Origin of the sequence: Roseimicrobium gellanilyticum, assembly GCF_003315205.1 — a bacterium.
In the GTDB taxonomy this organism is placed as follows: Bacteria; Verrucomicrobiota; Verrucomicrobiia; order Verrucomicrobiales; family Verrucomicrobiaceae; genus Roseimicrobium; species Roseimicrobium gellanilyticum.
The window spans coordinates 523,464-549,959 of sequence record NZ_QNRR01000001.1 but is presented as its reverse complement, the minus strand read 5'-3'; the positions used below and the strand labels follow the sequence as shown (position 1 = coordinate 549,959).

20 protein-coding genes and 1 tRNA gene are annotated in these 26,496 nt (G+C 59.9%); 13 read left to right on the top strand and 8 right to left on the bottom strand.

The genetic code is table 11. The features are described from left to right. Window positions 1-32 precede the first annotated feature (32 nt). The 6 genes from DES53_RS02235 to DES53_RS02210 form a co-directional block, all read right to left on the bottom strand. Window positions 33-455: a hypothetical protein gene (locus tag DES53_RS02235; RefSeq protein WP_113956571.1), complete on the bottom strand. Its 423-nt coding sequence runs from the start codon at window positions 453-455 to the stop codon at window positions 33-35. A 94-nt stretch (window positions 456-549) separates the two neighbouring features. Then, window positions 550-1,536, bottom strand: a complete 987-nt coding sequence (locus tag DES53_RS02230; RefSeq protein WP_113956570.1) for an SDR family oxidoreductase — start codon at window positions 1,534-1,536, stop codon at window positions 550-552. 55 nt (window positions 1,537-1,591) lie between these two features. After that, window positions 1,592-2,158 (bottom strand): TetR/AcrR family transcriptional regulator, encoded by a 567-nt coding sequence (locus tag DES53_RS02225; protein WP_113956569.1) that lies wholly within the window; start codon window positions 2,156-2,158, stop codon window positions 1,592-1,594. 143 nt (window positions 2,159-2,301) lie between these two features. Next, window positions 2,302-2,394 (bottom strand) — tRNA-Ser (locus DES53_RS02220). A 224-nt stretch (window positions 2,395-2,618) separates the two neighbouring features. Continuing rightward, window positions 2,619-3,689 (bottom strand): 3-keto-disaccharide hydrolase, encoded by a 1,071-nt coding sequence (locus DES53_RS02215; RefSeq protein ID WP_113956568.1) that lies wholly within the window; start codon window positions 3,687-3,689, stop codon window positions 2,619-2,621. A 90-nt stretch (window positions 3,690-3,779) separates the two neighbouring features. Continuing rightward, a complete protein-coding gene (locus DES53_RS02210; protein WP_113956567.1) occupies window positions 3,780-5,849 on the bottom strand; it encodes an exosortase/archaeosortase family protein in 2,070 nt (689 codons plus the stop codon). A gap of 128 nt (window positions 5,850-5,977) precedes the next feature. Here DES53_RS02210 and DES53_RS02205 point away from each other — a divergent pair, with 128 nt between their 5' ends. After that, entirely contained in the window at window positions 5,978-7,771 is a 1,794-nt protein-coding gene (locus DES53_RS02205; RefSeq protein ID WP_113956566.1) for a hypothetical protein, read from the top strand. A 41-nt stretch (window positions 7,772-7,812) separates the two neighbouring features. On the opposite strand, the gene DES53_RS02200 is transcribed toward DES53_RS02205, so the two are convergent. Then, entirely contained in the window at window positions 7,813-8,775 is a 963-nt protein-coding gene (locus DES53_RS02200; RefSeq protein WP_113956565.1) for a LysR family transcriptional regulator, read from the bottom strand. 95 nt (window positions 8,776-8,870) lie between these two features. Here DES53_RS02200 and DES53_RS02195 point away from each other — a divergent pair, with 95 nt between their 5' ends. Genes DES53_RS02195 through ntrB form a run of 3 tightly spaced genes read left to right on the top strand, consistent with a single transcriptional unit; the run spans window position 8,871 to window position 12,157 of the window. Then, complete coding sequence (locus tag DES53_RS02195; protein WP_170156789.1) at window positions 8,871-9,983, top strand: CmpA/NrtA family ABC transporter substrate-binding protein; 1,113 nt, start codon at window positions 8,871-8,873, stop codon at window positions 9,981-9,983. Further along, the gene (locus DES53_RS02190) at window positions 9,980-11,266 is read left to right on the top strand and encodes a CmpA/NrtA family ABC transporter substrate-binding protein (RefSeq protein ID WP_113956563.1); all 1,287 of its coding nucleotides are present in this window, start codon (window positions 9,980-9,982) and stop codon (window positions 11,264-11,266) included. The genes DES53_RS02195 and DES53_RS02190 overlap by 4 nt, the downstream gene beginning before the upstream one ends. Window positions 11,267-11,272: 6 nt before the next feature. Then, complete coding sequence (gene ntrB, locus DES53_RS02185) at window positions 11,273-12,157, top strand: nitrate ABC transporter permease (protein ID WP_113956562.1); 885 nt, start codon at window positions 11,273-11,275, stop codon at window positions 12,155-12,157. Window positions 12,158-12,185: 28 nt separating this feature from the next. Here the strand turns inward: ntrB and DES53_RS02180 are convergent, their stop codons facing one another. Further along, window positions 12,186-12,527 (bottom strand): four helix bundle protein, encoded by a 342-nt coding sequence (locus DES53_RS02180; RefSeq protein ID WP_211325416.1) that lies wholly within the window; start codon window positions 12,525-12,527, stop codon window positions 12,186-12,188. 77 nt (window positions 12,528-12,604) lie between these two features. On the opposite strand from DES53_RS02180, the gene DES53_RS02175 reads away from it, so the two are divergent. The 9 genes from DES53_RS02175 (at window position 12,605) to DES53_RS02135 (ending at window position 26,291) form a co-directional block, all read left to right on the top strand. After that, window positions 12,605-13,525 carry an ABC transporter ATP-binding protein gene (locus DES53_RS02175; protein WP_113956561.1) on the top strand — a complete coding sequence of 307 codons (921 nt, stop codon included), beginning with the start codon at window positions 12,605-12,607 and terminating at the stop codon, window positions 13,523-13,525. Next, window positions 13,522-14,418 (top strand): ABC transporter ATP-binding protein, encoded by an 897-nt coding sequence (locus DES53_RS02170; RefSeq protein ID WP_211325415.1) that lies wholly within the window; start codon window positions 13,522-13,524, stop codon window positions 14,416-14,418. The genes DES53_RS02175 and DES53_RS02170 overlap by 4 nt, the downstream gene beginning before the upstream one ends. Before the next feature lie 46 nt (window positions 14,419-14,464). Then, window positions 14,465-15,820 carry an alginate export family protein gene (locus DES53_RS02165; protein WP_113956560.1) on the top strand — a complete coding sequence of 452 codons (1,356 nt, stop codon included), beginning with the start codon at window positions 14,465-14,467 and terminating at the stop codon, window positions 15,818-15,820. A 184-nt stretch (window positions 15,821-16,004) separates the two neighbouring features. Further along, the gene (locus DES53_RS02160; protein WP_113956559.1) at window positions 16,005-17,216 is read left to right on the top strand and encodes an MFS transporter; all 1,212 of its coding nucleotides are present in this window, start codon (window positions 16,005-16,007) and stop codon (window positions 17,214-17,216) included. 40 nt (window positions 17,217-17,256) lie between these two features. After that, on the top strand, window positions 17,257-18,888 hold the full coding sequence (locus DES53_RS02155) for a bifunctional protein-serine/threonine kinase/phosphatase (protein ID WP_113956558.1): 1,632 nt from the start codon (window positions 17,257-17,259) through the stop codon (window positions 18,886-18,888). A gap of 180 nt (window positions 18,889-19,068) precedes the next feature. Further along, the gene (locus DES53_RS02150; RefSeq protein ID WP_113956557.1) at window positions 19,069-20,742 is read left to right on the top strand and encodes a diflavin oxidoreductase; all 1,674 of its coding nucleotides are present in this window, start codon (window positions 19,069-19,071) and stop codon (window positions 20,740-20,742) included. Next, on the top strand, window positions 20,732-22,495 hold the full coding sequence (locus tag DES53_RS02145; RefSeq protein WP_113956556.1) for a NirA family protein: 1,764 nt from the start codon (window positions 20,732-20,734) through the stop codon (window positions 22,493-22,495). Before DES53_RS02150 ends, DES53_RS02145 begins: the two co-directional genes overlap by 11 nt. Window positions 22,496-22,515: 20 nt before the next feature. After that, window positions 22,516-24,024, top strand: coding sequence for a DmsC/YnfH family molybdoenzyme membrane anchor subunit (locus DES53_RS02140; protein ID WP_113956555.1), 1,509 nt, complete (start codon window positions 22,516-22,518; stop codon window positions 24,022-24,024). Next, window positions 24,021-26,291: a molybdopterin oxidoreductase family protein gene (locus tag DES53_RS02135; RefSeq protein ID WP_113957162.1), complete on the top strand. Its 2,271-nt coding sequence runs from the start codon at window positions 24,021-24,023 to the stop codon at window positions 26,289-26,291. Before DES53_RS02140 ends, DES53_RS02135 begins: the two co-directional genes overlap by 4 nt. Window positions 26,292-26,496 lie beyond the last annotated feature (205 nt).

Below are 26,496 nucleotides of genomic sequence, written 5' to 3'. Positions count from 1 at the left end.
ATCACGACTTCATGGGGCTGGCTCACCCCCGCTTACCTCGGCTTCACCGTCTCGAAACTCTTCCCCTTCGCACCAAGTTCGAAGGTGCCATCGGTCGCTTTCGAGAGATAAGCGGGATATTCTTTGCCCTTTTCCAAAGCAGGAGCCGGAGACGGCCCTGCCCAACCAGCTTTGGGAAGGAGCCGCTCGTAGCGGAGAGTAATTTTCTCCCCCTGCTTCGCGCCACTCTTGCTGCGCACAACCTTCACCACGGTCGCCTGCACAGTTTCGATCCGCTTCGAGCGGTCAAAAACACCGGGGAACTTCGAGGAAACCTCATCGACCTTGATCTGGAAGACCTCTGGCGCGTCCGCTTGGAACTGCTCGTAGGCGGAGGGAGGGAGTTCGGCTTTTGCAGTCACGAAGTTCGCGACCAGCACAAGGAATCCCAAGAATGACAGACGGAAGCCCTTCATATGCCGGATACTCTTTCTGAAGCCAGGAAAATCAAGACACAAAGGTTGCATGGCCGCCCCTTTACCAACAGCGCATCAGCACATCATCTGCGGTTCACATTTCGGTGGGACCGGGCACCAGCATTTTCATCCCTGTGAGACGTTCGGATATTTCCCACAGGCGGGAGGCATTCCCCAAGCTGAGGGCCCGCTTGGGGATGGCAGCCTCAGCAGGCGCACCACGCATTCCGCCGAGTCTTGCAGGTCCGTAATAGCCGCCTCCCCTTGCCAGCGGCGATGTTGCGGCAAAGAGCGAGGATAGCGCCCCTTGCGATGCGGGCTGAAACAAGAACCACAGAAACGTTCGCATCATGCCCGTGCCACTCCAGCGACCGGGAGCATTGTGCAGAAGATCCGTGCGTGAAATGCCTGGGTGCGCGGCGATGCTGGCGATACCCAACCTGCCAGCCTTGCTTCGCCTCTGGAACTCCAAGGCAAACATGAGACAGGCAAGCTTGGACTGGCTGTAGACACGCATGGGCTTGTAGCTCCGCTCCGCTTGCAGGTCCTCAAAATTGATCGCGCCATTTCGTGCCGCAATGCTCGACAGCGTGATGATGCGGGCATCTCTGCCAAGGCACAACAGGGGCAGGAGTTGCAGTGTGAGTGCGAAGTGACCGAGATAGTTGGTGCCGAACTGCAGTTCAAAACCATCCGCAGTTTCCTGCCTGTCCGGCGGATTCATCACCGCGGCGTTGTTGACCAGCAGATTGAGGCTCTTGTGCTGGCTCCGCAGCCGTGTCCCAAAGTCTGTGATGGACTCCAGGCTGGCAAGGTCAACCTGCTCGAAGCGGGCTTTTGCGGATCGCACGTCGGCGCAAATCCGCGCCACGGCGTCTGCTCCCTTCTTGGCGTTGCGCCCTGCGATGATGACTTCACCACCAGCACGGGCGAGGGCCAGGGCAGTCTCGAAGCCGATACCCCCGGTTCCCGTAATGACCGCCAGCCGGCCGTGCTGAGACGGGATATCAGAGGCCGACCAGTGGGTGCGTGCCTGAACGGGCAGCTGGTCTGTCGAGGTAATGGCATCAAGGTTTGTCATATTCATCGTCCTTTCATTTATTGACTGACTGGACACTCATTTAAGGAGCAAAAAATTAGCTCATCACTCTCCAAAAGGCTTCGAAGCCCGTCTTGCAGTGTTGCTTGGCATGGGCGGGGTCACTGACCATGAAGTCCATCGTCGTCTCGGCGAGCGAGCTCATGAGGGCACCGACAAAACTCATGGGAGCATTTCGCATCGCCCCGCCTGCCCGCATCTGTTCCACCATCTCACCGAGCCCCCCCATCATCCTCTGTGCGGCAGCGCGGGTCTCCGCTGTGATCAGGTCCGAAACATTCAACTGCGTCAACGCGCGGCGCTTTTCCGGGTTGGCGGTCGCCCATTGGGTCCAATTCAACCAGGTGTGAAACGCTTGCTTGCGAAGCTCAGCCTTTGCCGGAAATCCCTCAAGGATGGAAGTCGCCATGCCGGTTTTCAGCTCCAGGTAGAGTTGATTAAACAAGTCCGTCTTGGTCTCGAAATAGGTAAACAGCGAGCCGTTGGAAATGCCCGCCTCCTTGGCGATGGTCGCAGTGGGTGCGCTCAATCCCTGGGACACAATCACGCGTGTGGCCGCGTCCATGATCGCGTTGCGCTTTTCGTCGCTTTTCGGGCGGGCCATGACCTATCCATAAATATGAGTGACTGGTCAGTCAACTAATTTCGATGACGGGGGAACGGAGAAGGATTCTGGGCACTCGTGCGTTCCAGCCTCCGAATAGCGAAAATGGCCACGGAACTATTCTGTCTTCCAAACGGAAGAAGTGGCGGAGAGAGAGGGATTCGAACCCTCGGTAACGCTTTACGCGCTACAACGATTTAGCAAACCGTCGCTTTCGACCACTCAGCCATCTCTCCAGAAGTTTTGAGTGCGGGAGGCGGAGTGTTACGCAGGGGGGAGGGAGAGTCAAGAAAAGTTCGGAGTTTTGGAGGGCGGAATGCGGAGGTTGGTAGTGGGTTCCGGGGGGCGGGCCTGAGTCTTGATTCCGAGAGGCCTTCGGCGGCGAGCCGCCAAATGGGGGCAGGGGTGCCCCGATCCTTGGAGGGAGGCGCACTTCGAACTCCGAATTCGACTCTCGCTCTTATTTCCTCACCACCCAGATATTCCGGTACCGCACGGGGTTGCCATGGTTCTGTAGGAAGATGGGGCCGGGAGCAGCGGATTCGTCTTTGATGGGAGCTGAGCCGGTGGTGTTGGGAATTTCCACGTTCTCGTGGATGATCACACCATTGTGTTTCACGGAGACTTTCGCATTCGCGATCTTCTTGCCTGAGGCATCGAACTTCGCGGCGGTGAAATCGATGTCATAGGTTTGCCAGGAGAGTGGCGGGAAACACATGTTCACCTTGGGCTGGGCTACCTTGTAGATGCCGCCACACTCGTTGTCCTTCCCTTCGAGGCCGAAGCTGTCGAGCATCTGCACTTCATACCGGCCCTGGAGGTAGATGCCGCTGTTCCCACGGCCCTGACCGCGCGCAGTGGGCATGTAAGGCAGGCGGAACTCGAGGTGGATGGTGCAGTCGGCGAACTTTTCCTCGCTGGTGCAGCCTTCAATGAGGAGTCCTCCTGGCGTCACACGGGCCTTGGGGAAGCCATTCACGCCCTTGCCATCGAAGAGCACCACCGCCCCGTCCGGCGGCGAGGCGTTCAGCGTGGACGATTCGCGATACGCCCGCTTGAGATCCATGACAGGCTCCTTGTGCATCTGCGTGACGAAGATCTTCGCACCATCCGCCTCGCTGCGAGATTTGGGTCCATTGAAGACCACGGTCATCTCCCCCTGCTCGCGGCTGCCGGAGACCCGTGTGATCTCCTTGCGATCGCCATCCCAGCCGTCGCCGGGCAAGCCGCCCTGATAGCGTACCGCTTCAAACTTGCCCTCTCCCATCGCGATGACCTGGGTGCCAAATCGGTTGCCTTCCTTGTCCTTGCCCACGTATTCCCCCTGGATGATGAAGTCGTCATCCGTTTCACCCGGATCGACATATGCCTTGGGCTTGGGAGGTGCCGTCGGGTTTGGCACAGGTGCAACGGCATCCGGCTGCACCTTTACAGGGCCGGTGGTCGTGATCTCGGCGACAGGAGTCTGTGCGTGCAGCAGGCACGAGGCGGTGGCTCCGACCAGAAGGGAGAAAAGCGAAGTGAAGCGCATGGCTTGGGAAAGAATAGGTGAAAACCAGCGGCGAGGGCAAGCGCCACCGTCCCGAGCCACGCGAAATGAATCCCCCCATGGGACAATGCGTCACTCCGCCGGCTTCAGAATCCCCACCGCAGTTTCTGCGGCAAAGGCACTGAGCAACTGCACAGCCGTCAGTTCCTCAAGTGGGTCATCGAAGGAGCCGACTTCCTTCTCGGACAGCTTGATGAAGAAGGATGCCTGAGCCCAGCGATGGTTCAAGTTGCGGAAGATGGCGTCCCGGTAGTTCACGATGCTGCTCATGTCATAGCTTGGCGTGCTGTATCCATGGGAGCCCTGGTACCAGTAGAGGTTCAGCGCACGCACACGCACGCGGGTACCATCATCCTTGATCATGTCACGGAAGAGGCTGAGCACCGTGGCATGCAGTTCGCGGCCGTCCTTGAGATGCAGCGGAACGACTTGTGAGGAGGAAATGATCCAGCCCTGGTCTGGAAGGCAGCGCTCGGGCTGGTGCAGCGTTTTCTTCAGCCGGCCGCTCAATACCACGGTGACCAGCACCTGCTGATTGTCCGGGGTGAGGTACACTCGGCGATTCAGCTTCACAGTCTCGTCAAAGAGCGCGCGCTCCTTGCTGGTCATGGTAAGGGGGACACTGGGACACTCGTCGACGATTTCCGGAAGGTCCTCGCGGAAGCTCGATTCGGCCAACTGGGCTGCGGAAGGTGTGGCCCAGCAGACGACCATGGCACTGACTCCAAGGGCGAAAGCCGTGCCGCTCTTGGCCATGATGTCCGATGGGTGGGCAGATTCCCCTGGCAATGACGCCGCAGCACCTGCGTGTCCCCACTTCTTCGCCTGCTTCCAATGCTTTCTTTCCAGTAGCGAAGCCAGGCCAAACACACCGGCCAAAGCCACACCAAACACGACAAATCCTGCAAAGATGTGGAAAAAGGACTCCACCTGTTTGGACTCAGAAAACGAGGGCCGTTCCAGAGCAGCCTGGGAAAGAATGCCTGAGGCCACAATCGCCGTGGGTTCGGCGTTGGCAGATGGCTTGAGCATCACATTTTGCAATGTGACGTCTGTCAATTCGCGTCCTGTGAGTTTGGCACTTTCCACCTTCGCCTCAAAGACGCGCCCGTCTTCCAGGGTCCCTTTCATCCACCCCTGCATTTGATTGTCCGGCGTGACCTTTTCCACCACGAGCCGACCGCCGGTGACATTCACATAGACCCCTTTGCCCTCGTGATCCTTTCCTGAAACGATGCCGCTCGTGACGCTCGCCTCCACCAGCCTGCCGTGGATTTGTTTCCCTACAGCAAACTCCTGACCCGCCACGAGGCAGCCCACGGCGAGGAAGAGCAGGCGGACGACATTGCCCGCCACGGCCAGCGGTATGGTACTCGCTGCCAGGAGAAGGCGCGGACCTGTGCCCTTCAGTGCGACCATGCTGTAGAGCACGCCGGTCATGATGAGCGCGTACAGCGAACGCATGCCACTGCAGGAATCCGAGACGTCCAAGGTGAACTTTTCGCCTTGTTGCAATCCAGCCACGCTGTCCGCGATGGATTGCAGAGTGGAGCCCTCACGCACGCAGGGCACTCCCACCACATTCAAGACCCACCCGGCAATCTGCGCGGTGGGAATTTTCAGCCGCGCTGCCAGGAGGTTATCCAGGGGAAACAGAGGCCACGCAAATGCGAGAAAAAGCCAGGGAATGAACAACGCGCGCATCCACGCCTTCCCCCCAAGGATGAGGATGAGTCCGGCGAGGACGAATTGAAAGGCCGCATAGCCGAGATACCCGGTATCCACCTTGTACCCTGCCCAATAGGTGAAGATGCCAATCGCCAGCACAGGGACCCCCAGCCAGGACCCCTGAACGGGCAGCTTCCTCAGAAGGTCCGCCTGCCGCCATACCAGCCATCCCGTGACAAAGGGCACCAGAAGGCAGTATTGCCACTCGCCATTCTCAGGCACGAGGGTGAGCACCTTCCACCACCCCTCCATCACACTGCCACGAGTCGCATACGTCCAGTGTTGATAGGGGAACACGGCAAAAAGCAAGACCATCACCACCGCACCCACACCGAGCGGAAGCCACCGTGTCCAGGAGACCTTGGTCTCCACGGTGGTGCGCTTCTTTTCCGCGGTCAGGGTGGCACTACTCATGGGATGCGATTCAACGGGGTGAGGAAACAAACTTTCGGCTCGCGAAACATTGCGCTTTCCTTATGCTAGATGCAAGCAGGCGACCGGATACGATTCTGGCACCTTCGTCAGTTTCAAACATTCCGTCCATGGAGACAAGCAATCAGACAGAGGACTCGTCGACACCCTACGGTTACGATGAGCCCGTGCCGCAAGGGCAGGAGCAGGGCCAGGAATCACCCCAGGAGACCGCCGACGCGTCATGGGGATGGCAACCCACGCCTCCGGTGACCCGTGCCACGGCCGCCTTTGAGCCTCCGGAACCACAGCAAGCTGCGGAGCCCGCATACTTCGAAGCGCCCCAGCCCCTGTCGTTGCCCCTGCCAGAGCCGCCCGCACCGCAGCATTTCTATTCCCCCAAGGTACAGGCACCACTGCACCGGCCGCAGGCGACCCAACCTCTCGAGCAAGCACCTGCGCCTCAACCCGTTGCCGCTCCTCCCACACCCACCCAACGGGTGCCGCAGCCGGTTCCTTCCACTGCTGCCGCTGTTGTGTCTCCCCGCCGGAAGGCGATCCTGAGTGAGGAAAGTGAGAAGGCAGAAGAACTGGGCCTGAGCGGCCGCTCCACCACCTCCTACATGGTCTCCGGCGTGCGGCATGCAAACAAGCGCCGCAGCAACAGCCTCTTCAAGCTTCTGGGTCTGCTCTTCGTGGTGAATCTGCTGATCATGGGGGCTGGCGCCGCATGGCTGTACAACCACTTCGTCACCCAGGTGGAGGCCCGCATCGCAGACTTCGCCAGCAGGCCACCGTCGAACAGCGCCCCCGCGACAGCACGCGTGCCCCTGGCAGCCGGTACTGGCGGAGCCACCGCCGTGGAGATCAAGCAACTACAGGATGACTTCGACAAGCGCTTCTCCGATATGAAGTCCCAGCTCCAGGCGGCACAGTCCCGCATCACGGAGTTCGAGAGTTCGCAGCAGCAGCAGCAGACTCGTGTGAGTGCCCTGGCCACCCAAATGGCCACAGCGGCTGGCGACGCGGCGACCAATGGTGCTGCTGGAGAAGCTGTGGCGTCCGCCGTGGTGCCCGGTGTGGAGGCGGAGATTGCGCCATCTGCGAATGAGCTCATCCTGCTGAAGGAACGCAATCGACTCACCAATTATGCGGACGAAGCCATCGCCACAGGCGCACGTGAGCCCTATGATCGCCTTTGGGAGGCGCTGGAGGATCCGCGCCTAATCAAGCTCATCCACGCAGCGCGTGCGGAAATCCTACGTGTGCAGAATTTTTACCTCTCCGGCTCACGCATCGAGAGCTATACCATCCAGGTGGGCGACTACTTCCCGGACAACGCCGCCCTGAAGGACAGCCAGCTCAGGGATGAACAGCTCATCGAACTGCTGGAGAAAAAAGAAAACCCCTGGCAGGTGCGCATGAAGGCCGCCAATCTTCTCGGCCTGCGCCGCTCCCGTGCTGTGGGCGATGCTCTGGTGCGCGCGGTGAAGTATGACCCGAATCTCGATGTGGTGAAGGAAGCCACCTTCAGCTTTGAGCAGATGTCCGGCTACCGCGCACGCATTTTTGAACCGGCGTCCATGGATGCCTGGTGGACGCAGTACAACGCAGGTCCCGGGTCTGCTGCTGCAACCGAGAAAAACACCACAGCGGCAGTGGATACCAACACCAAATCCACCAAGAAGAGCTCGCCACCTCCGCAAGCCATCCCAGTCCCCTCTCCTGCTCCCATGAAGGAGATGCAGCCGGAACTGCGCCTGCCGGAGTGGGACGAAGAGCAGGAAGCCCGCGAGCGTGCCGATAAGGCTGTGTCCGATCAGCAGAAGGCCCGCGACAAGAAGGATGCGGAAAAACAAAAACAGGCGGCCGCCAAGGCTGCTGGCGAAGAAAAGGCTCCGGAGAAAAAGAAGAAGTCCGAGTAGCAGGTGCTGCTCCCAGAGATGCTCCTCCTGCGGCTAGGATGTCAGCGTGAAGCACGCCCGTTGCGCTTTGTCTGAGCGGCAGTGGGTGCTGCGGGCTTGAGCTCGAGATCATTGCCCACGGCCTCGCACAGTGCCAGGAAGGTCTGCTCAGCGAGCGTGACAGCCTTGTTCTTCAAATGGGCCACGACCCACTGGCGTTTGATTTTTCCACGCAGCAGCGGAAGCGCGAGGAGTTCCCCTGAGCGGATCTCCTGCCGTGTCACCCACGGTGCGACCATGGCCACGCCAAGGCCCAGCTTCACAAGCTCCTTGATCGCCTCGGTACTACCCAGCTCGATGAAGGACCTTGGCCGTGCTCCCAGCTTCAAGAAGTACTCATTGATGAGCTGGAAGGTGGAACTATTCCGGCTGGAGATGATGTAGGTCTCATTCGCCAGATCCTTCGGTTTCGGAGGCTGCTGATGCCACGCATGCAAAGGTGAGGTGAGGAAGACCAACTCATCCTCAAACAGCGCATGGCACGTCAATCGCGACGTATCACGCGGGCGCAGACAGATGGCGATGTCCAGTGCGCCATTCTCCAGTCGCTCGAGGGTTTCGGGCGTTTCGCCCGGAGACACCGAGATGCTGAAGAGGGGGAAGGAGTCCTTGAACTCGCGAAGAACGGTGGGCAGGATGAATTGGGAGGCCGCAGGCGTGCAGCCGATGCGCAGATGCCCGCGCGGGTTCTGATCCAGAGCACCAAGGTTGGAGCGCGCCTGCGCCATCTGGTTCTGGATGGCGTCTGCATGGCGCAGGAGTTCACGGCCATGATGGGTCAGGAGAACCCGCTTCCCCTGGCGGTGAAAGAGCTGGCAGCCAAGGTCTTGCTCCAAGGCGCGAATGGCATGGCTGATGGCGCTTTGGGTGAGATGCAACGACCTGCCTGCCTGCGTAAAACTACCCTCCCGTGCCAGGACGGTGAAGGCACGAAGTTGTCGCGAATCGAGGAGTGGCTGGTCCATCTATGAATGAAATTCATGCATAGCGGGAATAAGATGTCGAGCGGTTTTTGGGATGACCTTGGCCTCTGGCACGTCCGCTGCGGTGTGCCAACCTCGTGACGAAGCACTCAAAACACCATTCTCCGAGCAGCATTCGAGGCCGTCGCGGCCCCGTCCGCATTGGCTTCATTGCCCTTGCCGACTGTGCGCCGCTGCTGGTTGCCGACGCCCTTGGTTTCTTCGCCAAGCATGATGTGGAAGTGGAACTGCACCGCGAAGTGGGCTGGGCCACCATCCGCGAAAAGATCCTCTACCGGCAAATCGATGCCGCACATGCAGTCACTGGTCTTGGCCTTTCCCTTCGTCTCGGTCTGGGCGGTGCGACGTGCCGCACCATCGCTCCCTTCATCTTCAATCTCCATGGAAACGCCATCACGCTGAGCATGGATCTCTGGCGGCGTGGCGTGCGTGATGCCGCCTCACTCGGCAAGCTCATCCGCAGCACGCCCCAACGACTCATCACGCTGGGCATTGTGGCGCGCACTTCCACGCACAATTTCATGCTGCGCCGCTGGCTGCAGAGTGGCGGCATCAATCCTGATCGCGATGTGCGCCTTGTGGTGCTGCCTCCCACGCAGATGGCAGGCTCGCTCGCTGCCGGATTGATCGATGGGTACTGTGTTGGCGAACCCTGGAACTCTGCTGCGGTCGCTCGCGGCATCGGATGGTGCCCAGCGACCAGTGAAGACCTCATGCCGGGTCATCCGGAGAAGGTGCTGCTCACCACGGAGGACTATGCGCATGATCATCCTGCCGAAATACGCTCGGTGATTCGCGCGCTGTATGAAGCCTGCCAGTTCTGCGACCGCATGGATAACAGGGCCCGTGTGGTGGAGATCCTGATCGGGAGCGGTCACGTGCGAGCGGATCGCGATGTTCTGAAGCTCTCGCTCATCGGCCCCTTTGATGACGGCACCTCCCGCCGGCGTGCTGCAGAGAACTTCCACATCTTCCACCGCGGTGATGCCAATGCGCCCTCACGCGCAAAAGCAGAGTGGCTCCTTGGAGAATTCATCACTCACGGTCTCATCGCCCCCGAAGCACGCGAGCATGCCCGCGAAGAAGTGCTGCGCTGCTGCTCACCGGAACTTTTCCACGACGCCCTCACCTCACCCGCATCCACCACCAGAAGCAAATCGAAAGCTGCCCTCCAACCTGCCCTCGCATGAACAAGACGAACAACATCACACGCCGCCAACTGATCCGTCAGTCCGCCAAGGCCCTGAGCGCCGGAGCGCTGCTCGCTGGCCTTCCCAAGGGCTGGGTCGGATCCGCTTATGCCGATGACTCTCCGGAGCGCGCCGATATGAAGTTTGGCATGATCGCACTCACGGACTGCTCCAGCATCGTGGTTGCCCATGAGAAAGGCCTTTTCAAAAAATACGGTATCAATTCCACCGTAGCCAAGGGCGCAAGCTGGGCGGCCATCCGTGACTCTCTCTCCAACGATGACATCCAGGCGACGCATATGCTCCTGGGCATGCCTATCGCCAGTACGATGGGCCTCGGAGGCGCCCCGAAGAAGCCGATGATCATCCCCTGGCTGATCAATCGGAATGGCCAGTCCATCACGCTGAAGAAGGAACTCGCCGGCAAGGTGGCCGATGATCCCAAGGCATTGAAACCGCTGGTGGACGCCGCCAAGGCTTCTGGCTCGCCAATGACCTTCGCCATGACTTTCCCACCTGGCACGCACGCCATGTGGATTCGCTACTGGCTTGCCGCAGGTGGCGTACATCCGGGTGATGCTTCCGGTGGCAATGCCGACATCTCGCTCATCACCATTCCCCCACCCCAGATGGTGGCCAACATGAAGGTGGGCAAGATGGATGGCTTCTGCGTGGGCGAGCCGTGGAATGCGCGCGCCATTGCGGAAGAGATTGGCTTCTCCGCCATCAACACCCAGGGCATCTGGAAGGATCACCCCGAGAAGGTGTGTGCCTTCACCGAAGAGTTCGCCGACAAAAATCCCAAGACCGTGAAGGCGGTACTCAAGGCGCTGCAGGAATCCAGTGCGTGGCTCGACAAGATGGAGAACCGCGAAGAGCAGGCCAACATCGTCAGCGCAGCCACCTACATCAACTGCCCGCCGGAAACCATCCTCGGCCGTCTGCAAGGCAAGTACCTCATGGGTGATGGACGCAAGTTCCGCGACCCGAACTACATGATCTTCAACGATCGCAACTGCAACTACCCGCAGCCCAAGTACGCCAAGTGGTGGCTCACGCAGCTGCGCCGCTGGGGTTTCACCGAAGGCGCTCCCGACTACGAAGGCGTGGCGAAGCAGGTGATGCGCACGGACATCTACGAAGAGGCCATGAAGGAAATCGGATATGCCCATGGTGGCATGAGCGATGCTCCAGAAACGCTCTTCGACGGCAAGACCTTCGATCCGAAGGGCGATCTCGAAGCCTACGCGGCCAGCTTCGACGTGAAATCACTCAAAGCATAACGAGCCATGCACGTAATCAAAAGACTCAGACTCGATGACTTCATCCTGCCACTGGTGGGCTTCGCCGCCTTCCTCATCTTCTGGCAGGTGATCGCGGGAAAGATGCTGGTGACCAAGGAAGTCGATGACTTCGGCGACACCATCACCAAGACCAAGCGGGTCGGCATCAGCGCCGACCTGCCGGCTCCGGGGGAAACCTGGACGTCCAGCAAGCCCTACATCATGCAGCCCTTCGCGAAGCGCGGAGAGCTGGACCAGGGCATCCTTTCCTTCACCAAGCTCTCCCTGGGCCTGGTGATGCAGGGGTACCTGATCGCACTGGTGTTGGGCACACCGCTTGGTTTCTGCCTGGGTCTTTCGAAGACATTCACCAAAGCGGTCGACCCGATCATCCAGGTGCTGAGACCAGTATCGCCACTCGCGTGGTTCCCGCTGGGCTTGGTGCTCTTCAGTTCCGTGAAGCTGATGGATGGATCGGGGAAGACCTACTTCGGCGCCTCTGACGCAGCGGCTCTGTTCACCATCGCGGTCTGCTCCATGTGGCCCACGGTGATGAACACCGCCGTTGGCGTGCGCGCGGTGCCACAGGATTACCTCAATGTGGCGAAGGTGCTGAAGCTCTCCAAGATGAAGACGCTCTGGAAGGTGCTCGTGCCCGCCACGCTGCCCTACATGTTCACCGGCTTCCGCCTCTCGCTCGGCCTCGCATGGCTCGTCATCGTGGCGGTGGAAATGCTCACCGGTCGTCCCGGTGTGGGCGGCTTCCTTTGGCAGGAATACAACGCCGGCAGCTACTCACGCATCGTGCTCTGCATTCTCACCATCGGCGTCGTGGGCCTCGTGCTCGACCGCTTGATGAGCGTGGTGGAGCGGAGGTTTAAGACGGCATAGGCAAACAGGAGGATTTATGATTTTTGATTTACGATTTTTGATTTTCCCCCGGACGACGCTTGGTTGTAGAACGGGTGGCATTGAAGATCTTCGTGAGCTCTTCCGCTTCCGTGTGAAGCGGTTGAAGACGCGTTGGAGACAACAGGCCAGCTCTCATGGTCAACTCCAGCCAGAAAGTCGTCTCATCCGCCTCTTCCAGCGTTACACCAATCTTGCTCAAAAACTCTGCTCTGGAACGGCCTCGAAGAGCTGCGCGGTAGTTCGCGGCGACCGAAGTAGCGCTTCTGGCAATCTGATTGGCCACAGTCCCACCAGCCACACTCTTCGGCAGGGAGTCCACCATCTTGAGAATTCTCACAGCAAATTCCATCGTCCGGATTTTGAGCTCAACGGGTGTCATGTTCGACATTCCAAATCAAAAATCATAAATCGCAAATCATAAATCCCATGCCTCTGATTGAGCTAAAAGGCGTCAACAAGGGTTACGGAAGCAATGGCTCCCGCAACGAAGTGCTCAAGGGAATCGACCTATCCGTCGAGGAGGGTGAGTTCGTGGTCATCGTAGGCTACTCCGGAAGCGGAAAGACGACGCTGATGAACATGATCTCGGGTCTGGCCAAGCCAGACAAGGGAGAAGCCCTTATCGAAGGAAAACCCATCACAGGTCCAGGTCCAGACCGCAGCCTGGTGTTCCAGAACTATTCACTGCTGCCCTGGCTGAATGTGACGGAAAACATCGAGCTTGCTGTGGACGCGGTGTTTCCAGATTGGTCCAAGGAAAAGAAGCGCGAGCACGTGGAAAAGCACATCGCCATGGTGAAGCTGTCCCACGCCAAAGGTCGCTTCCCGAAGGAACTCTCCGGGGGCATGCGCCAGCGCGTCTCTGTGGCACGTGCGCTTGCAATGGATTCGCGAGTGCTCCTGCTCGATGAACCTCTCAGCGCATTGGATGCGCTCACGCGCGCCACGCTACAGGATGACATCAGCGACATCTGGCAGCGCCAGCGCAAGACGGTGATCTGGATCACGAATGATCCGGACGAAGCCATCCTGCTCGCGGACCGTGTCATTCCCCTTCTGCCCACTGCGCCTGCGACGCTGGGCCAGAGTCTCAAGGTGGATCTGGAGCGTCCCCGCGATCGCAAGGCGGTCAACCATGACCCCAAGTTCAAGGCCTTGCGCAATGAGCTGATCAACCTTCTGCTCGAAGCAAAGGGCAAGCAGCGCGCCACCGTGAGCAAGAAGCTCGTGCTTCCGGACATCCTTCCGGAAGACCTGAACACGGTAAACAGCCTCCAGTTCATCAATCGCCGCGGGCCTCGCCGCCGCAACGAAGAAAAGCGCGAAACCATCGAAGTCCTGCCATGATTGCCAGTGCCCAGCCGAAAACGATGCTCGAAATCAGCCACCTGTGGAAGGCGTTTCCCACGCCAAAAGGTGGTGAGATTACGATTGTGAAAGACTTCTCCCTCAAGCTTGCGGAAGGCGAGTTTGCCACGCTCATCGGTCACTCCGGTTGTGGCAAGAGCACCGTGCTCTCCATCGTAGCAGGTCTGGCCAATTCCACCAAAGGCGGCATCATCCTCGCCGGACGTGAAACAGACGAGCCAGGACCGGACCGCGGCGTCGTCTTCCAGGCGCCCTGCCTGCTGCCCTGGCTCACCGCATTCGAAAACGTGATGATCGGAGTGAATCAAGTGTACTTCACCGCCAGCAAACACGAGCGCAAACAGGTGGCCGAGTACTACCTGAGCGTGGTGGGCCTGGGTGAAGCCATGCACAAGTATCCCGCCGAACTCTCCCAGGGCATGCGCCAACGCGTGGGCATTGCGCGTGCCTTCGCACTCCAGCCCAAGATGCTCCTGCTTGATGAACCTTTCGGCATGCTGGATGCCCTCACGCGTTTCGAACTTCAGCAGGTACTGCTTGAACTGTGGCGCAAGTTCCGCATCACCACCCTCATGGTGACTCATGATGTGGATGAAGCCATCTTCCTGAGTGACCGCGTGGTGATGATGAGCGACGGTCCAGAGGCCGAAGTGGGAGACATCTTGCGCATCCCCTTCGAGCGCCCGCGTGATCGCAAGGTCATCATGGAAGACCCACGTTACTACGACCTGCGCGAGCACCTCATCACATTCTTGAACGATCGCTCGCATCTTCGCCCGAGCAAGGATCCCGAATTCAAACCCTCACCGGACATGGCTGAAGAGCTTCGCGCTCACCGCCTTCCCGTGCCCACCCCTCTCCCAGCCGCATAAACAAGGATAACCCATACCATCAACCGTCCACCCTCTGCTCACCTACATGAAGCAATCGCTCATCCTGCCAGTACTCACCCTTGCTGCTTCGGCGGCTCTTGCCGGGACTCCCGTTCCGGACAAGAACGCCAAGGCGGTGATCCCTCCCCAACCTGAGAAGAAGGTTGTCACCTTCGATTTCCAGGAGCGTCTGCGTTTCGAGTTTCGCGAGAACAACTTCGACTTCAATGACGGAATCGACTCCGTCACAGACGATTCGTGGCTGCTCCAGCGTGCCCGCGTGGGCGTCAAGGTGCAACCCACGGACTTCCTGACCTTCTACGTGCAAGGCCAGAGCTCCCTGGAGCTTGACTCTGATCGTCCGAATGTCCCCGGCGCTCTGGGCGCGGAAGGTGATGACGCCATCGACCTTCGTCAGGCTTACATCGCCATCGGCCCGAAGGAGTTCAATGTCACCATCGGTCGCCAGATTCTCAGCTACGGAGATGAACGCCTCATCGGTGGCTTCGACTGGAACAACTTCGGACGCACGTTCGATGCGGTGAAGGTGCACTATGCCCCTACCAAGGACTGGTTCCTCGATGTCTTTGCCTCCAGCGTGGTCGTGGTGGACAAGGACGAATTCAACCAGAGCGACCTGTTCGATGGCAATGATACCGGACGCAACCAGGTCTTCTACGGCGCCTACTTCAGCACCGCGGCCCTGTGCCCGCTGGGGTCCACCACGGACTTCTACGCACTTGGACTGCATGAAGAGTACACCGTGGGTGATACCGATTTCGCCACCCTTGGCACCCGCGTAAAAGCGGACATCACCAAGACGGGCGGTTGGGATTACGAAACGGAAATGGCCGTGCAGTTCGGTGATGTGAAGAGCAAGGATCTCACCGCCTTCGCGGGTCACTGGGGTGCTGGCTATGTGTGGACCAAGGCTGCCTGGAAGCCGCGTCTCTTTGTGGAGTACAACTTCGCCACCGGCGACAGCAATGCCGCGGACGGCGATGTGGAGACCTTCCAGAACCTGTTCCCCACGAACCACAAGTTCTACGGTTACATGGACGCCTTCTCCTGGCAGAACATCCACAACCCGGCCATCAGCTTCAGCGTGAATCCCATCAAAACGGTGAAACTGCAGCTCGACTACCATGCCTTCTGGCTGGCAGACACGGCGGATGCCTGGTACCGCGCCAACGGCGTGACCGCCGTGCGCCCCATCAACAAGGCCGCCGACAACTTCGTCGGAACCGAACTCGACTTCACCGCGACCTGGAAGGCCACGAAGCAGCTCAGCTTCCTGGTGGGCTACAGCCACTTCTTCGCAGGCGACTATCTGAAGCAGACTGGCAGCAAAGCCAGCGACGACGCCGACTTCGCCTACGTACAGGCGACCTTCGACTTCTAAGTCGAAATCAGCCGCTGCCACTGCGGCGCAGGACATTCCTCTCGGTTTATCCTGCGCCGCATGCATGAGCAGAATTCATCGATTCTAGGAAAAGTTTACAGTCTGTTTATAGATCTCGCCCTGCTGGTTGGCATGGCGGGTGCGATTGAGGCGAACGTCAATCCGACCTCTTTCGTACCGCCCAATGAAAATTTCCGACCTCAAGCACTCCGGCCACTGGCCCACGCTCGTCACTTCCTTCCTCTACTTTGACTACAGCTTCATGGTGTGGACGCTCCTCGGCGTCCTTGCCAACCAGATTGCGGCACCGGAATCCCTGAACCTCACTGCCCAGCAGCGGTTCTTCATGGTCTCAGTGCCGATTCTTTTTGGCGGCCTCTTCCGCCTGGTGCTGGGTCTGCTGGTGGATCGCATTGGCGCCAAGACCACGGGCATCATCGCCCAACTCGTAGTGATGACGGGACTGGGTGCAGCGTGGTGGTTTGGCCTGAAGAACTATGAGGCCACCCTCGCCATGGGCGTGGTGCTCGGCGTCGCCGGCGCCAGTTTCGCAGTGGCCATCCCTCAGGCGGGCCGCTGGTATCCCCCGCGCATGCAGGGACTCGTGATGGGACTTGCAGCTGCAGGGAATATCGGTGTGGTGATTGACTCCCTGCTCGCCCCACGCCTGGCGGCGGCCTATGGCTGGCAGGCCGTATTCGGCTTTGCACTCTTCCCTGCGGTGGTGGTGCTCGCAATTTACATCTTCGTTTCCAAAGAGGCCCCTGTGCAGGTGAAGCCCAAGAAGGTCGTGGATTACTTCCGCATGTTCCGGGACAAGGATGTGCACTGGTTCTGCTTCTTCTACACCGTAAGCTTCGGTGGGTTCGTGGGCCTGGCCTACTCGCTGGGCATGTATTTCAAGGATCGCTTCGGACTGACTCCTGCACATGCCGGCGACCTTGTAGCACTCTGCACGGCCATTGGCGCTCTTGGGCGTCCCATTGGAGGCGGCATCTCCGACCGCATTGGTGGCATCCGCTCGTTGTTCATCTACTACACGGTAGCCTGCATTGCCCTGGTACTGGGCGGCTTTATGAACAGTCTCACTTTCAATGTGGTGGTGTTCTTCATCGCCTGCGGTGCATTTGGCATGGCGAATGGTTCCGTCTTCCAGTTGCTCCCGCAGCGCTTCGGCAAAGACCTGGGCCTGATGACTGGCCTGGTCGGCTGCGGTGGCGGTCTGGGGGGCTTCCTCCTTGCGAACATGATGGGCCAAAGCCGTGAACACACCGGCTCCTACCTTACCGGCCTGCTCATCTTCGCAGGCCTCTGCGTCTTCGCCCTCATCGGTCTGAGCCTTGTAAAGACCCGCTGGCGCACCACCTGGGGCGCGCTCACCGAAGCCAGGATCTAACCTCAGGCTTTTTCACCCACCTGATCACTTCACTCATCCCGTGAAGCTTCGCTCCACCACCCATGGCATCGCCCGCGAGGAAGGCACCCCTTCCTCCGATGCCTTTGGAGTGCGTACCTGGGGAGAGACCGTGATGGCAGTGCTGGCCGATGGCGCCGGCATGGGCGAGCCCGCGCGTGAGGCAGCGCAGCGCGCGGTGCGCTCCCTGCTGGAAAACTATGAGGCACGCCCGCGCACCTGGTCCCCCCAGCGAGCGCTGACGGAATTCACCCAACTGCTGAATCGCACCCTCTACCAAGAGTCGCTCGCTCGCTTTGACAGGCCAGAGATGGTCTCCACGCTCGCGGCCACAGTCATCGAAGGAGACCGCCTCTACGGCGTGAACATCGGTGATTCGCGGGTGTGCCTTGCGCGGAATGGCACGCTCGAAGTCCTCTCTGAGGATCATGTGGAGGCCGATCGTACCCATGTTCTCACACGAGCACTTGGGATGGCGCCAGACGTGGAGCCACATGTCTTCGAGCGCACCCTGCAGAATGGTGACATCACGCTGCTCTGCTCCGATGGGGTCTCAAACCACCTCTCCACCGATGAGCTGGCCGGAGAACTCGCAGCAAGCGGCACGGCGCGAGGCATCGTGAAGGCAGCCCACAAGTGTGCCTCCGAAGAGACCATGGATGACATGAGCGCCATTGTCCTCGATGTTGCCCAGACCGGACGACTTCGTGCCATGAGCGAGCGTGACCTCTCCATTCCCGCCTCCTTGCGCAAGGGCGAGGTCATTGATGGCTACGAACTCGTCCGCTCCTTCCAGGACAGTGATCGTGTCTGGCTCGCCGAAAAGAATGGCCAGCGAGTGGTACTCAAGTTCGCACCACTCGAAGCAGCCGACAGTGAAGCGCACCTCAACGCCTTCGTCCGCGAAACGTGGAATGCCACACGACTGGACTCAGAGAACATCATCTCCGCTCACGAGCCCGCCGGACAGACGGCACGGTACTACGTCATGGAGTTTGTGGATGCGCCGAGCCTTTCCAAAGTGTTGCAGGATCGCCGGCTCTCCGTGGACTCCGCCATCGGTTTGGGACGTTTCCTTGGCGAAGCCGGAAGCACGCTTCTGCGCCGTGATCTCGTGCATGGCGACATCAAGCCCGAGAACATCCTCTGTGTGGGTGACTACGCGAAGCTCAGCTTCAAGCTTCTGGACCTCGGCAGTGCCGCAGAAGTCTTCTCAGTAACGTCGCGGGCTGGCACAGCGAGCTACCTCGCCCCTGAGCGCTTTCACGGTGCCCCCATCAGCGAGCGCACGGAGATCTTCGCCATGGGTGTCACGCTCTACCAGTCGCTCACCCAGGCGTTTCCATTCGGACGCATCGAACGGTTCCAGACACCTGCGTTTCACGCGGCAAAGCGCCCCACCAAGCTCAATCCCAACATTCCACCATGGCTTGAAGCCGTCATCCTTCGGGCCGTCGCCCGCAATCCCCAGCGCCGCTATCAGCACTACTCGGAATTCATCTACGACTTGGCCCACCCGGAAAAGGTGGAGCCCTTCTTCGAAGACGATGCTCCGCTTCTGGAACGCAATCCCCTCGGCTTCTACAAAGCTGGCTTCTACATACTACTTCTGCTCACGCTCTGGCTGCTGATGCAATTGCTAACGCGGCCCTGAATCAAATCTCACGCGAGACATGCCTCTGGTCTCCATGATTTCCTTCGGGAATGCTGGCAATCCATCCATGAACGAAATTCATGGGTTTCTCAAAAAACTTCTCACAACGTTTTTCAATCATTCATGCCAACTGGCACGCCCGATGCGTGCTTTTCGCACCCAGTAACCACCTTTTTCATCATGTCCTCAGTACCGCTCATTCCCGAATCCGCCCCCTTCAACACGGAACAACGTGCCTGGTTGAACGGATTCCTGGCCGGACTTCTGAGCCGGGGAGAATCCATGACGCCTGGAGCGCCTGTGCCAGCCCTTCAGGAAAAGCCACGCCTGCTGATCGCCTTCGGCAGCCAGAGTGGCAATGCAGAATCCTTGGCCAAACGGCTGGGCAAGGAAGCATCGAGCCGGGGCTTTGCAGCGCGAGTTGCGGGCCTCGACTCGGTGCAACCTTCCACACTCACTGCGGAACAGAATGTCCTCGTCATCACCAGCACCTGGGGTGAGGGAGACATGCCGGACAATGCCGAGTCCTTCTGGAGCGGCATCAATCAAAACGGTTCGTCGCCGACCCTTGGCGGCCTGAAGTACTCCGTGCTCGCCCTCGGCGACAAGAACTACGGCGATACCTTCTGCCTCGCGGGACGGAAGCTCGATGAGCGTTTCGCGGAACTCGGTGCCACACGCATTCATCCGCGCGTCGATTGCGATGTCGACTTTGATGAGCCAGCAAAGCTGTGGAGTGAAGGCGTGTGGAAAGTGCTGAACGAATCCCCTGCGACCACCACGACAGCACCTGCTCCCGCGATTGCCGAGGTCAGCATTGCTGCGCCAGCCGCAGAAGCGACGGGTGTCGCCGCCTACTCGAAGAAGAATCCCTTCCCCGCTCCACTCGTCACCAATCTCAAGCTGAATGGCGCCAACTCCGCGAAGGACACCCGCCACATCGCCTTCTCGCTCGAAGGAAGCGGACTCGTGTATGAAACGGGTGATGCGCTGGGTGTGATTCCCCAGAACTGCCCCGAGGTCGTTGCCGGCATCATTGCTACCTATGAGCTCGACCCTGCCGCCCTCGTGCCGCTACCTGACGGAGGTGAAGCCCCGCTGCAGGAAGCGCTGCAGAAGTACTACGAAGTGCGCAACTTTCTGGGTCGCAAGCCGCCCCAGGCTGTGAGCGCAGCGGAGTTCGTCGGATCGCTGCGCAAGTTGCAGCCCCGGTTGTATTCCATCGCCTCCAGCCAGAAGGCTCACCCGAATGAAGTGCACCTCTGCGTGGGCTCCGTGCGCTATGAGCAGGACGGCATCGCCCACGGCGGTGTGTGCTCCACCTTCCTCGCGGACCGCCTTCCTCTCGGGGAACCGACGGGCGTGTTCGTTCATACGGCCAAGCACTTCCGCGTGCCTGCCAATCCTGACATGCCTATGATCATGGTGGGCCCGGGAACGGGCATCGCCCCCTTCCGCGCCTTCCTGGAAGAGCGTGAGGCCACCGGAGCTAAGGGCAAGAACTGGCTCTTCTTCGGTGACCAGAAGCGGAAGCATGATTTCCTGTACGATGAACAGATACACCAGTGGCTGAAGGACGGGCACCTCACCCGCCTCGACACGGCCTTCTCACGCGACCAGGCGGAGAAAGTCTATGTGCAGGACCGCATGATGCAGGCCGCCTCGGAACTCTGGCAGTGGCTGGAGGAAGGTGCGCACTTCTACGTCTGCGGTGACGCCTCCCGCATGGCGAAAGACGTGGATGCCGCGCTGCACATGCTCATCCAGCAGCAGGGCCACAAGTCCGCCGATGAAGCCACCGCATACGTGGCAGACCTCAAGAAAACCAAACGGTACGCTCGCGATGTCTACTAATCTCCTCACCCCACCCACCCGCGCTGCCGCTACTCCGGATGACGGATTCTCCGGCGAGCAAAAACGCTATCTCGAAGGCTTCTTCGCTGCGCTCAATGCGAAGGGCATCTCCTTCGGCGACCTCGCTCCTGCACCCGCGGGACCGGCCGTTCCCGCAGGACCGAACCTCGACGACCTCACCAAGGAGGAGCGCATCAAGCACGATCTGCATCCGTTCGATGCCATTGAGCAGCTCATGCTCGATGCACGCTGGAATGCGAAGCCGGACCCGGAGAGCATCTTCCGCTTCAAGTGGAACGGCCTCTTCTGGTTGTCCCCGGTGAAGGACGGCTACATGTGCCGCCTGCGCATCCCCGGTGGCGTGGTGAAGTCCTTCCAACTTCGTGAGCTGGCTGCCATCTCTCGCGAGCTCACCTCGGGCTACATCCAGATCACCACGCGGAACAACTTCCAGATTCGCCTCATCGAGCCGAAGAACTGCCCGGAAGTGCTGCGCCGCATCCAGTCGGTGGGTCTGCACTCCAAGGGGGCTGGCGCGGACAACATTCGCAACATCACGATGAACCCCTGCGCGGGCTATGACCCGATGGAGTTGATTGATGTGCGCCCGTTCGTGAATGAACTCGCGACGCACATCATCTCCAGCAAGGAGTTCTACGACCTGCCGCGCAAGTTCAACATCGCCTTCGACGGTGGTGGCCTGGTCAGCAGCGTGGAAGACACGAATGACATCGGCGCGAGCGCGGTGGAAATCGGAGAGAACGACCAGGGCATCGAGCCCGGCGTGTGGTTCCGCATCGCCCTTGGTGGTGTGACGGGTCACCAGACCTTTGCAAGCGACTGGGGCGTCCTGGTGAAGCAGGATGAACTCATCAAGGTCACCCTCGCCATCGTCCGCGTGTTCATCCGCGACGGCGACCGCACCAATCGCAAGAAGGCACGCCTCAAGTACCTTCTTGAGGAGCGCGGCTTTGAAAAGTTCCTCTCCGATGTGGAAGAGCTTGGAAAGTTCAAGCTGCTGCGCCTCCCGGCAGATTCGCCCGTACAGCTTGCGCGCAAGTTCTCACAGCAAGGCCACACCCATGTGGGGGCCTATCCGCAGAAGCAGGATGGCCTGCACTACATTGGCGCGAGTGTGCCGGTGGGCCAGATGACCGCGAAGCAGATGGAGCGCATCGCGGACATCGCAGACAACTATGGCACCGGTGAGGTGCGTCTCACCGTCTGGCAGAACTTCATCATCCCGAACATCCCTGCTGCGTATGTGAAGACCGCGAGCAAGGCGCTCTCCAAGCTCGGCTTCCCCACGGAGCAGAGCCCGCTGCGCAATGGCTTTGTGGCCTGCACCGGCAATCGCTACTGCAAGTTTGCCGCGAGTGATACCAAGGGGCATGCCATCGCCATGATGGACTACCTCGACAAGCGGGTGAAACTCGACAAGCCGGTGAACATCCACTTCACGGGATGCGCCCACTCCTGCGCCCAGCACTTCATGGGGGATGTGGGATTGCTCGGCACCAAGGCAAAGGGTGAGTCTGGTGAGGGATATCACATCACGGTGGGCGGCGGCTTTGGCGAGAATCGCAAGGTTGGCCGGCAGATCTTCAGCGCAGTGCCGTTCGAATCGCTCGGCACGACGCTCGAGGGGATGCTGAAGTGCTACCTCGCGAAGCGGGAGGAAGGGGAAACCTTCCACACCTTCTGCAATCGCCACACGGTGGGTCAGCTTCAGGAGTTGTTCTCCAATTCATAATTCACACGAGGTCGCATCTCATGGTGGCGGAGTTGGAACATCGCACCTCGCTCGTGGACAAGCTGCTGGCCGAACAGGCGCAGCTTGGCACGGCGGTGGAGCAGTTTTCGGACTGGCATGACCGCGGATCTCATGACGAGCCGCTCCAGGCGCGTCACTACCGCAGCCTCATTCCAATGGTGCGCCCCAAGGCGGGAGAGCAGTACGCCTTTGAGGTGAATCTGGACCAGTGCACGGGCTGCAAAGCCTGTGTGGCCGCGTGCCACTCGCTCAATGGACTCGATGATGATGAAAGCTGGCGCGATGTCGGCCTGCTGGTGGGTGATGTGTACATCCCCTACCAGCAGACCGTCACCACGGCCTGCCATCATTGCGTGGAGCCAGCTTGCTCCAACGGCTGCCCCGTGCTCGCCTATGCCAAGGACGAAGAGACCGGCATCGTGCGCCATCTCGATGACCAGTGCATTGGCTGCTCCTACTGCATCCTGAAGTGCCCCTACGATGTGCCCAAGTTCAACAAGAAGCGGGGAATCGTGCGCAAGTGCGACATGTGCCACCAGCGCCTCGCCGTGGGTGAAGCGCCGGCTTGTGTGCAGTCCTGCCCCAACGGCGCGATTGCGATTCGCATCGTGAATGTCTCCGAGACAGTCGCAGCGGCGACAAGCGACGCGAGTACCACACCGACTTCCACCTACTCCTCTGGCGGGCATCTGCTGCCGGATACCGTTTCCTCCGGCTACACGCGCCCCTCCACGCGCTACATCTCCAGCAAGCCGGTGCCGGACACCGCGATGGCGGTGAATGCGGCCACGCCTCCGGTGGAGCACACGCATGGGCCGCTGGTCATCATGCTGGTGCTCACTCAATTTGCTGCTGGCACCTTCCTCTTTGCGCAGTCGAATGCGCTCGTGACATGGATAGGCACCGCGATCGCGTCCCTCGGGATTGGAGCGAGCATCGCTCACCTGGGACAACCGCTGAAAGCGTGGCGGTGTTTCCTGGGCCTGCGCCGCTCGTGGTTGAGTCGTGAGATTGTGGCCTTTGGCGGATTCCCTCCCGCAGGCGCTGCCGCAGCACTGGGATTCATCCCTTCGTGGTGGGTCGCGGTGATTGGCTATGTGTGCGTCTTCTGCTCCGTGATGGTGTACGTGGACACGCGCCGGCCCTTCTGGCAGATGAGCCAGACACTGCCCAAGTTCTTCGGCACCGGCCTGGTGCTGGGTGGCGCGCTGGGGGCCTGCTTTGGACTCGTGGCACCGGGATTGGTGCTGGCCTTCACCGTGGTGAAGCTGGTCCTCGAACTGCTCTATCTCTCCCGAGATGAAGAGCAGCACACACGCACGAAACGCCTGCTTCTGGGACCTCTCAAGGTGTGGCACTTCAGCCGCTTCGCCCTCGGCATGACGGGCGCCGCGCTGATGCTGCACGCACCGGTCGCAGGTTTGTTAGTACTGCTCGCGGGAGAAATCCTGGAGCGCGTCATCTTTTTCCGCGGCGGGGCCGCATGGAGAATGCCCGGGCACGCATGAACACACCTCTTCTGCCAGCCATGACCTTGCGTGAGTGGGATGGACCGCTCACTTCCCAGCTTGTCCTTGAGCCTGCCAACTTCGGTCTTGGCAGTCTGCCCACGCAGTCTCAGCCGCGTTCCATCGCACGCGCCATTTGCGGCTTCTGCTCGACCGGTTGCGGGCTGAAGGTGCATCTCAATGAGTCAAAGCAAGCCATCGGCCTCACAGCGGACACGGATTATCCCGTGAACATGGGCATGGCCTGCCCCAAGGGCTGGGAGGCGCTCACTCCACTGGCCGCTCAAGATCGTGCCACAACACCGCTGCTTCATGGCAAGCCGGTTGATTGGGATACGGCGCTGCAGACTTTCTGCCGGAAGTTCCAAGCCATCATGGACCAGCACGGACGCGACTCCGTGGCCTTCCTCAGCACCGGCCAGATCATGTGCGAGGAGATGGCCTTCCTTGGCGCACTGGCGAAGTTTGGCATGGGCATGGTGCATGGCGATGGCAACACCCGCCAGTGCATGGCCACCTCCGTGGCGGCGTACAAGGAGAGCTTCGGCTTCGATGCGCCCCCCTTCACCTACGCGGATTTCGAGGAGAGCGATGTGCTGGTGTTTGTGGGAGCGAATCCGTGCATCGCCCATCCCATCATGTGGCAGCGGGTGCTGCGCAATCAGAACAACCCGCACATCATCGTCGTCGATCCGCGCAAGACGGAAACCGCCATGGCGGCCACCCAGCATGTGGCCATCCAGCCCAAGGCGGACCTCCTGCTACTCTACTGCCTGGCACGCTGGTTCGTAGACCATGGCGTCATCGCGGAAAAATTCATCAAAGAACACACGTGTGGTTTCGAAGAGTTCCGCGAGTTCCTCAAGGACTATGCGCCCGAGCATCACCTCTCTGCCATCGGCATCACCGCTGCAGAGTTCGAGAAGATGGCGCGCACCATCGCCTGGGGTGAGCGAGTTTCCTTCTGGTGGACCATGGGCGTGAATCAGGGCCACGAAGCTACGCGCACGGCGCAGGCCATCATCAATCTCGCGCTGATGACGGGAAACATCGGCCGTCCAGGTACGGGAGCGAATTCCATCACAGGACAGTGCAATGCCATGGGATCGCGGTTGTTCTCCAACACCACGAACCTGATGGGCGGGCATGACTTCACCAATGCGAAGCATCGCGAGAAAGTCGCGGACGTGCTGGACATCCCCGTGGAACGTATCCCTGACCGGCCAAGCCTCGCATACGATCAAATCATACAGGGCATTGAAGACGGAACCATCAAGGGCCTATGGATGATCGCCACCAACGCAGCACACTCCTGGATCCAGCAGAAGCGTGTCCGCGATCTGCTGCACAAGCTCGACTTCTTCGTGGTACAGGACATGTACGCCACCACGGAGAGCGCAGAACTCGCGGACCTGGTGCTGCCCGCCGCAGGCTGGGGGGAGAAGGAGGGAACCTTCATCAACTCGGAACGCCGCATCGGTGTCTCGCGCAAGGTCTCCCGCGCACCGGGACAGGCACTCGCGGACTTCCACATCTTCCGCCTTATCGCGCACTACTGGGGATGCTCGCATATGTTCAGCCTCTGGACTTCGCCCGAGTCCGTATTTGAGATTCTCCAGGAGATCTCCAGAGGTCAGCCCTGTGAGATCACTGGCATCGAGGGATACGACATGCTGGAGGCGTGTGGCGGCGTGCAATGGCCGTGGAAGCAGAGCGATCAGTCACAGCCCAAGGACAACGGTCAAGAGGTCAAGGAGGGAGCGGTGAAGCCGATGCAGCAAAGGCGGTTGTTCGAGGATGGGAAGTTCTTCACTGCGGACGGACGCGCGAAGTTCGTATTCGCAGAGCCGCGTCCGGTTCTTGAGCCCACCGATTCTGACTATCCCCTCGTGCTGCTCACGGGACGCGGGACCTCCGCGCAGTGGCACACGCAGACGCGCACAGGCAAGTCCGCGATTCTGCGGAAGCTTTATCCAGCGGAGGTCTATGTGGAGATGCATCCGCTGGATGCGAGAAACCGCGCCGTCAAAGATGGTGATCTGGTGCGGGTGAAATCCAGACGTTCCGAAATCAAAGCTCAGGTGCGTGTGACTTCCACCGTACAACGTGGCCAGGTCTTCATGCCGATGCATTATGCCGAGGTGAATCAGCTTACGTTGACCTCTGTCGATCCGCAGAGCAGACAGCCTTCGTACAAGCACTGTGCGGTGCAGGTGGGGGCACTGGCGGCCTCGGAAAAACGACCGAGACGCAGAACTGGGCATTAGCGTGGTTTGAAAGCCCCGTGGAAGTCTAATCCAGACGCGCCTTGCGGCCGTCCTCTGATCTATCGCGTTGCGCGGCCTATCCACCGGTAGGGAGCCGCTGCGTCGGCTTCCTAATCAGGTGGGCGGAGGCGGTGTGTAACTAGCGTGTGGCAAGGTGTTATCACACGGATGCTCCGCCCCGCCTCCGCCCGCTCTAGTTGGGAAG

Excerpts from the sequence above, each read along its gene's own strand:
- DES53_RS02140 (WP_113956555.1), top strand. The coding sequence starts at position 22,516 with ATGGTGGCGGAGTTGGAACATCGCACCTCGCTCGTGGACAAGCTGCTG.
- DES53_RS02170 (WP_211325415.1), top strand. The coding sequence starts at position 13,522 with ATGATTGCCAGTGCCCAGCCGAAAACGATGCTCGAAATCAGCCACCTG.
- DES53_RS02135 (WP_113957162.1), top strand. The coding sequence starts at position 24,021 with ATGAACACACCTCTTCTGCCAGCCATGACCTTGCGTGAGTGGGATGGA.
- DES53_RS02180 (WP_211325416.1), bottom strand. The coding sequence starts at position 12,527 with ATGGAATTTGCTGTGAGAATTCTCAAGATGGTGGACTCCCTGCCGAAG.
- DES53_RS02160 (WP_113956559.1), top strand. The coding sequence starts at position 16,005 with ATGAAAATTTCCGACCTCAAGCACTCCGGCCACTGGCCCACGCTCGTC.
- DES53_RS02205 (WP_113956566.1), top strand. The coding sequence starts at position 5,978 with ATGGAGACAAGCAATCAGACAGAGGACTCGTCGACACCCTACGGTTAC.
- DES53_RS02210 (WP_113956567.1), bottom strand. The coding sequence starts at position 5,849 with ATGAGTAGTGCCACCCTGACCGCGGAAAAGAAGCGCACCACCGTGGAG.
- DES53_RS02145 (WP_113956556.1), top strand. The coding sequence starts at position 20,732 with ATGTCTACTAATCTCCTCACCCCACCCACCCGCGCTGCCGCTACTCCG.
- DES53_RS02175 (WP_113956561.1), top strand. The coding sequence starts at position 12,605 with ATGCCTCTGATTGAGCTAAAAGGCGTCAACAAGGGTTACGGAAGCAAT.
- DES53_RS02165 (WP_113956560.1), top strand. The coding sequence starts at position 14,465 with ATGAAGCAATCGCTCATCCTGCCAGTACTCACCCTTGCTGCTTCGGCG.
- DES53_RS02235 (WP_113956571.1), bottom strand. The coding sequence starts at position 455 with ATGAAGGGCTTCCGTCTGTCATTCTTGGGATTCCTTGTGCTGGTCGCG.
- DES53_RS02215 (WP_113956568.1), bottom strand. The coding sequence starts at position 3,689 with ATGCGCTTCACTTCGCTTTTCTCCCTTCTGGTCGGAGCCACCGCCTCG.
- ntrB (WP_113956562.1), top strand. The coding sequence starts at position 11,273 with ATGCACGTAATCAAAAGACTCAGACTCGATGACTTCATCCTGCCACTG.
- DES53_RS02190 (WP_113956563.1), top strand. The coding sequence starts at position 9,980 with ATGAACAAGACGAACAACATCACACGCCGCCAACTGATCCGTCAGTCC.
- DES53_RS02225 (WP_113956569.1), bottom strand. The coding sequence starts at position 2,158 with ATGGCCCGCCCGAAAAGCGACGAAAAGCGCAACGCGATCATGGACGCG.
- DES53_RS02150 (WP_113956557.1), top strand. The coding sequence starts at position 19,069 with ATGTCCTCAGTACCGCTCATTCCCGAATCCGCCCCCTTCAACACGGAA.
- DES53_RS02230 (WP_113956570.1), bottom strand. The coding sequence starts at position 1,536 with ATGACAAACCTTGATGCCATTACCTCGACAGACCAGCTGCCCGTTCAG.
- DES53_RS02200 (WP_113956565.1), bottom strand. The coding sequence starts at position 8,775 with ATGGACCAGCCACTCCTCGATTCGCGACAACTTCGTGCCTTCACCGTC.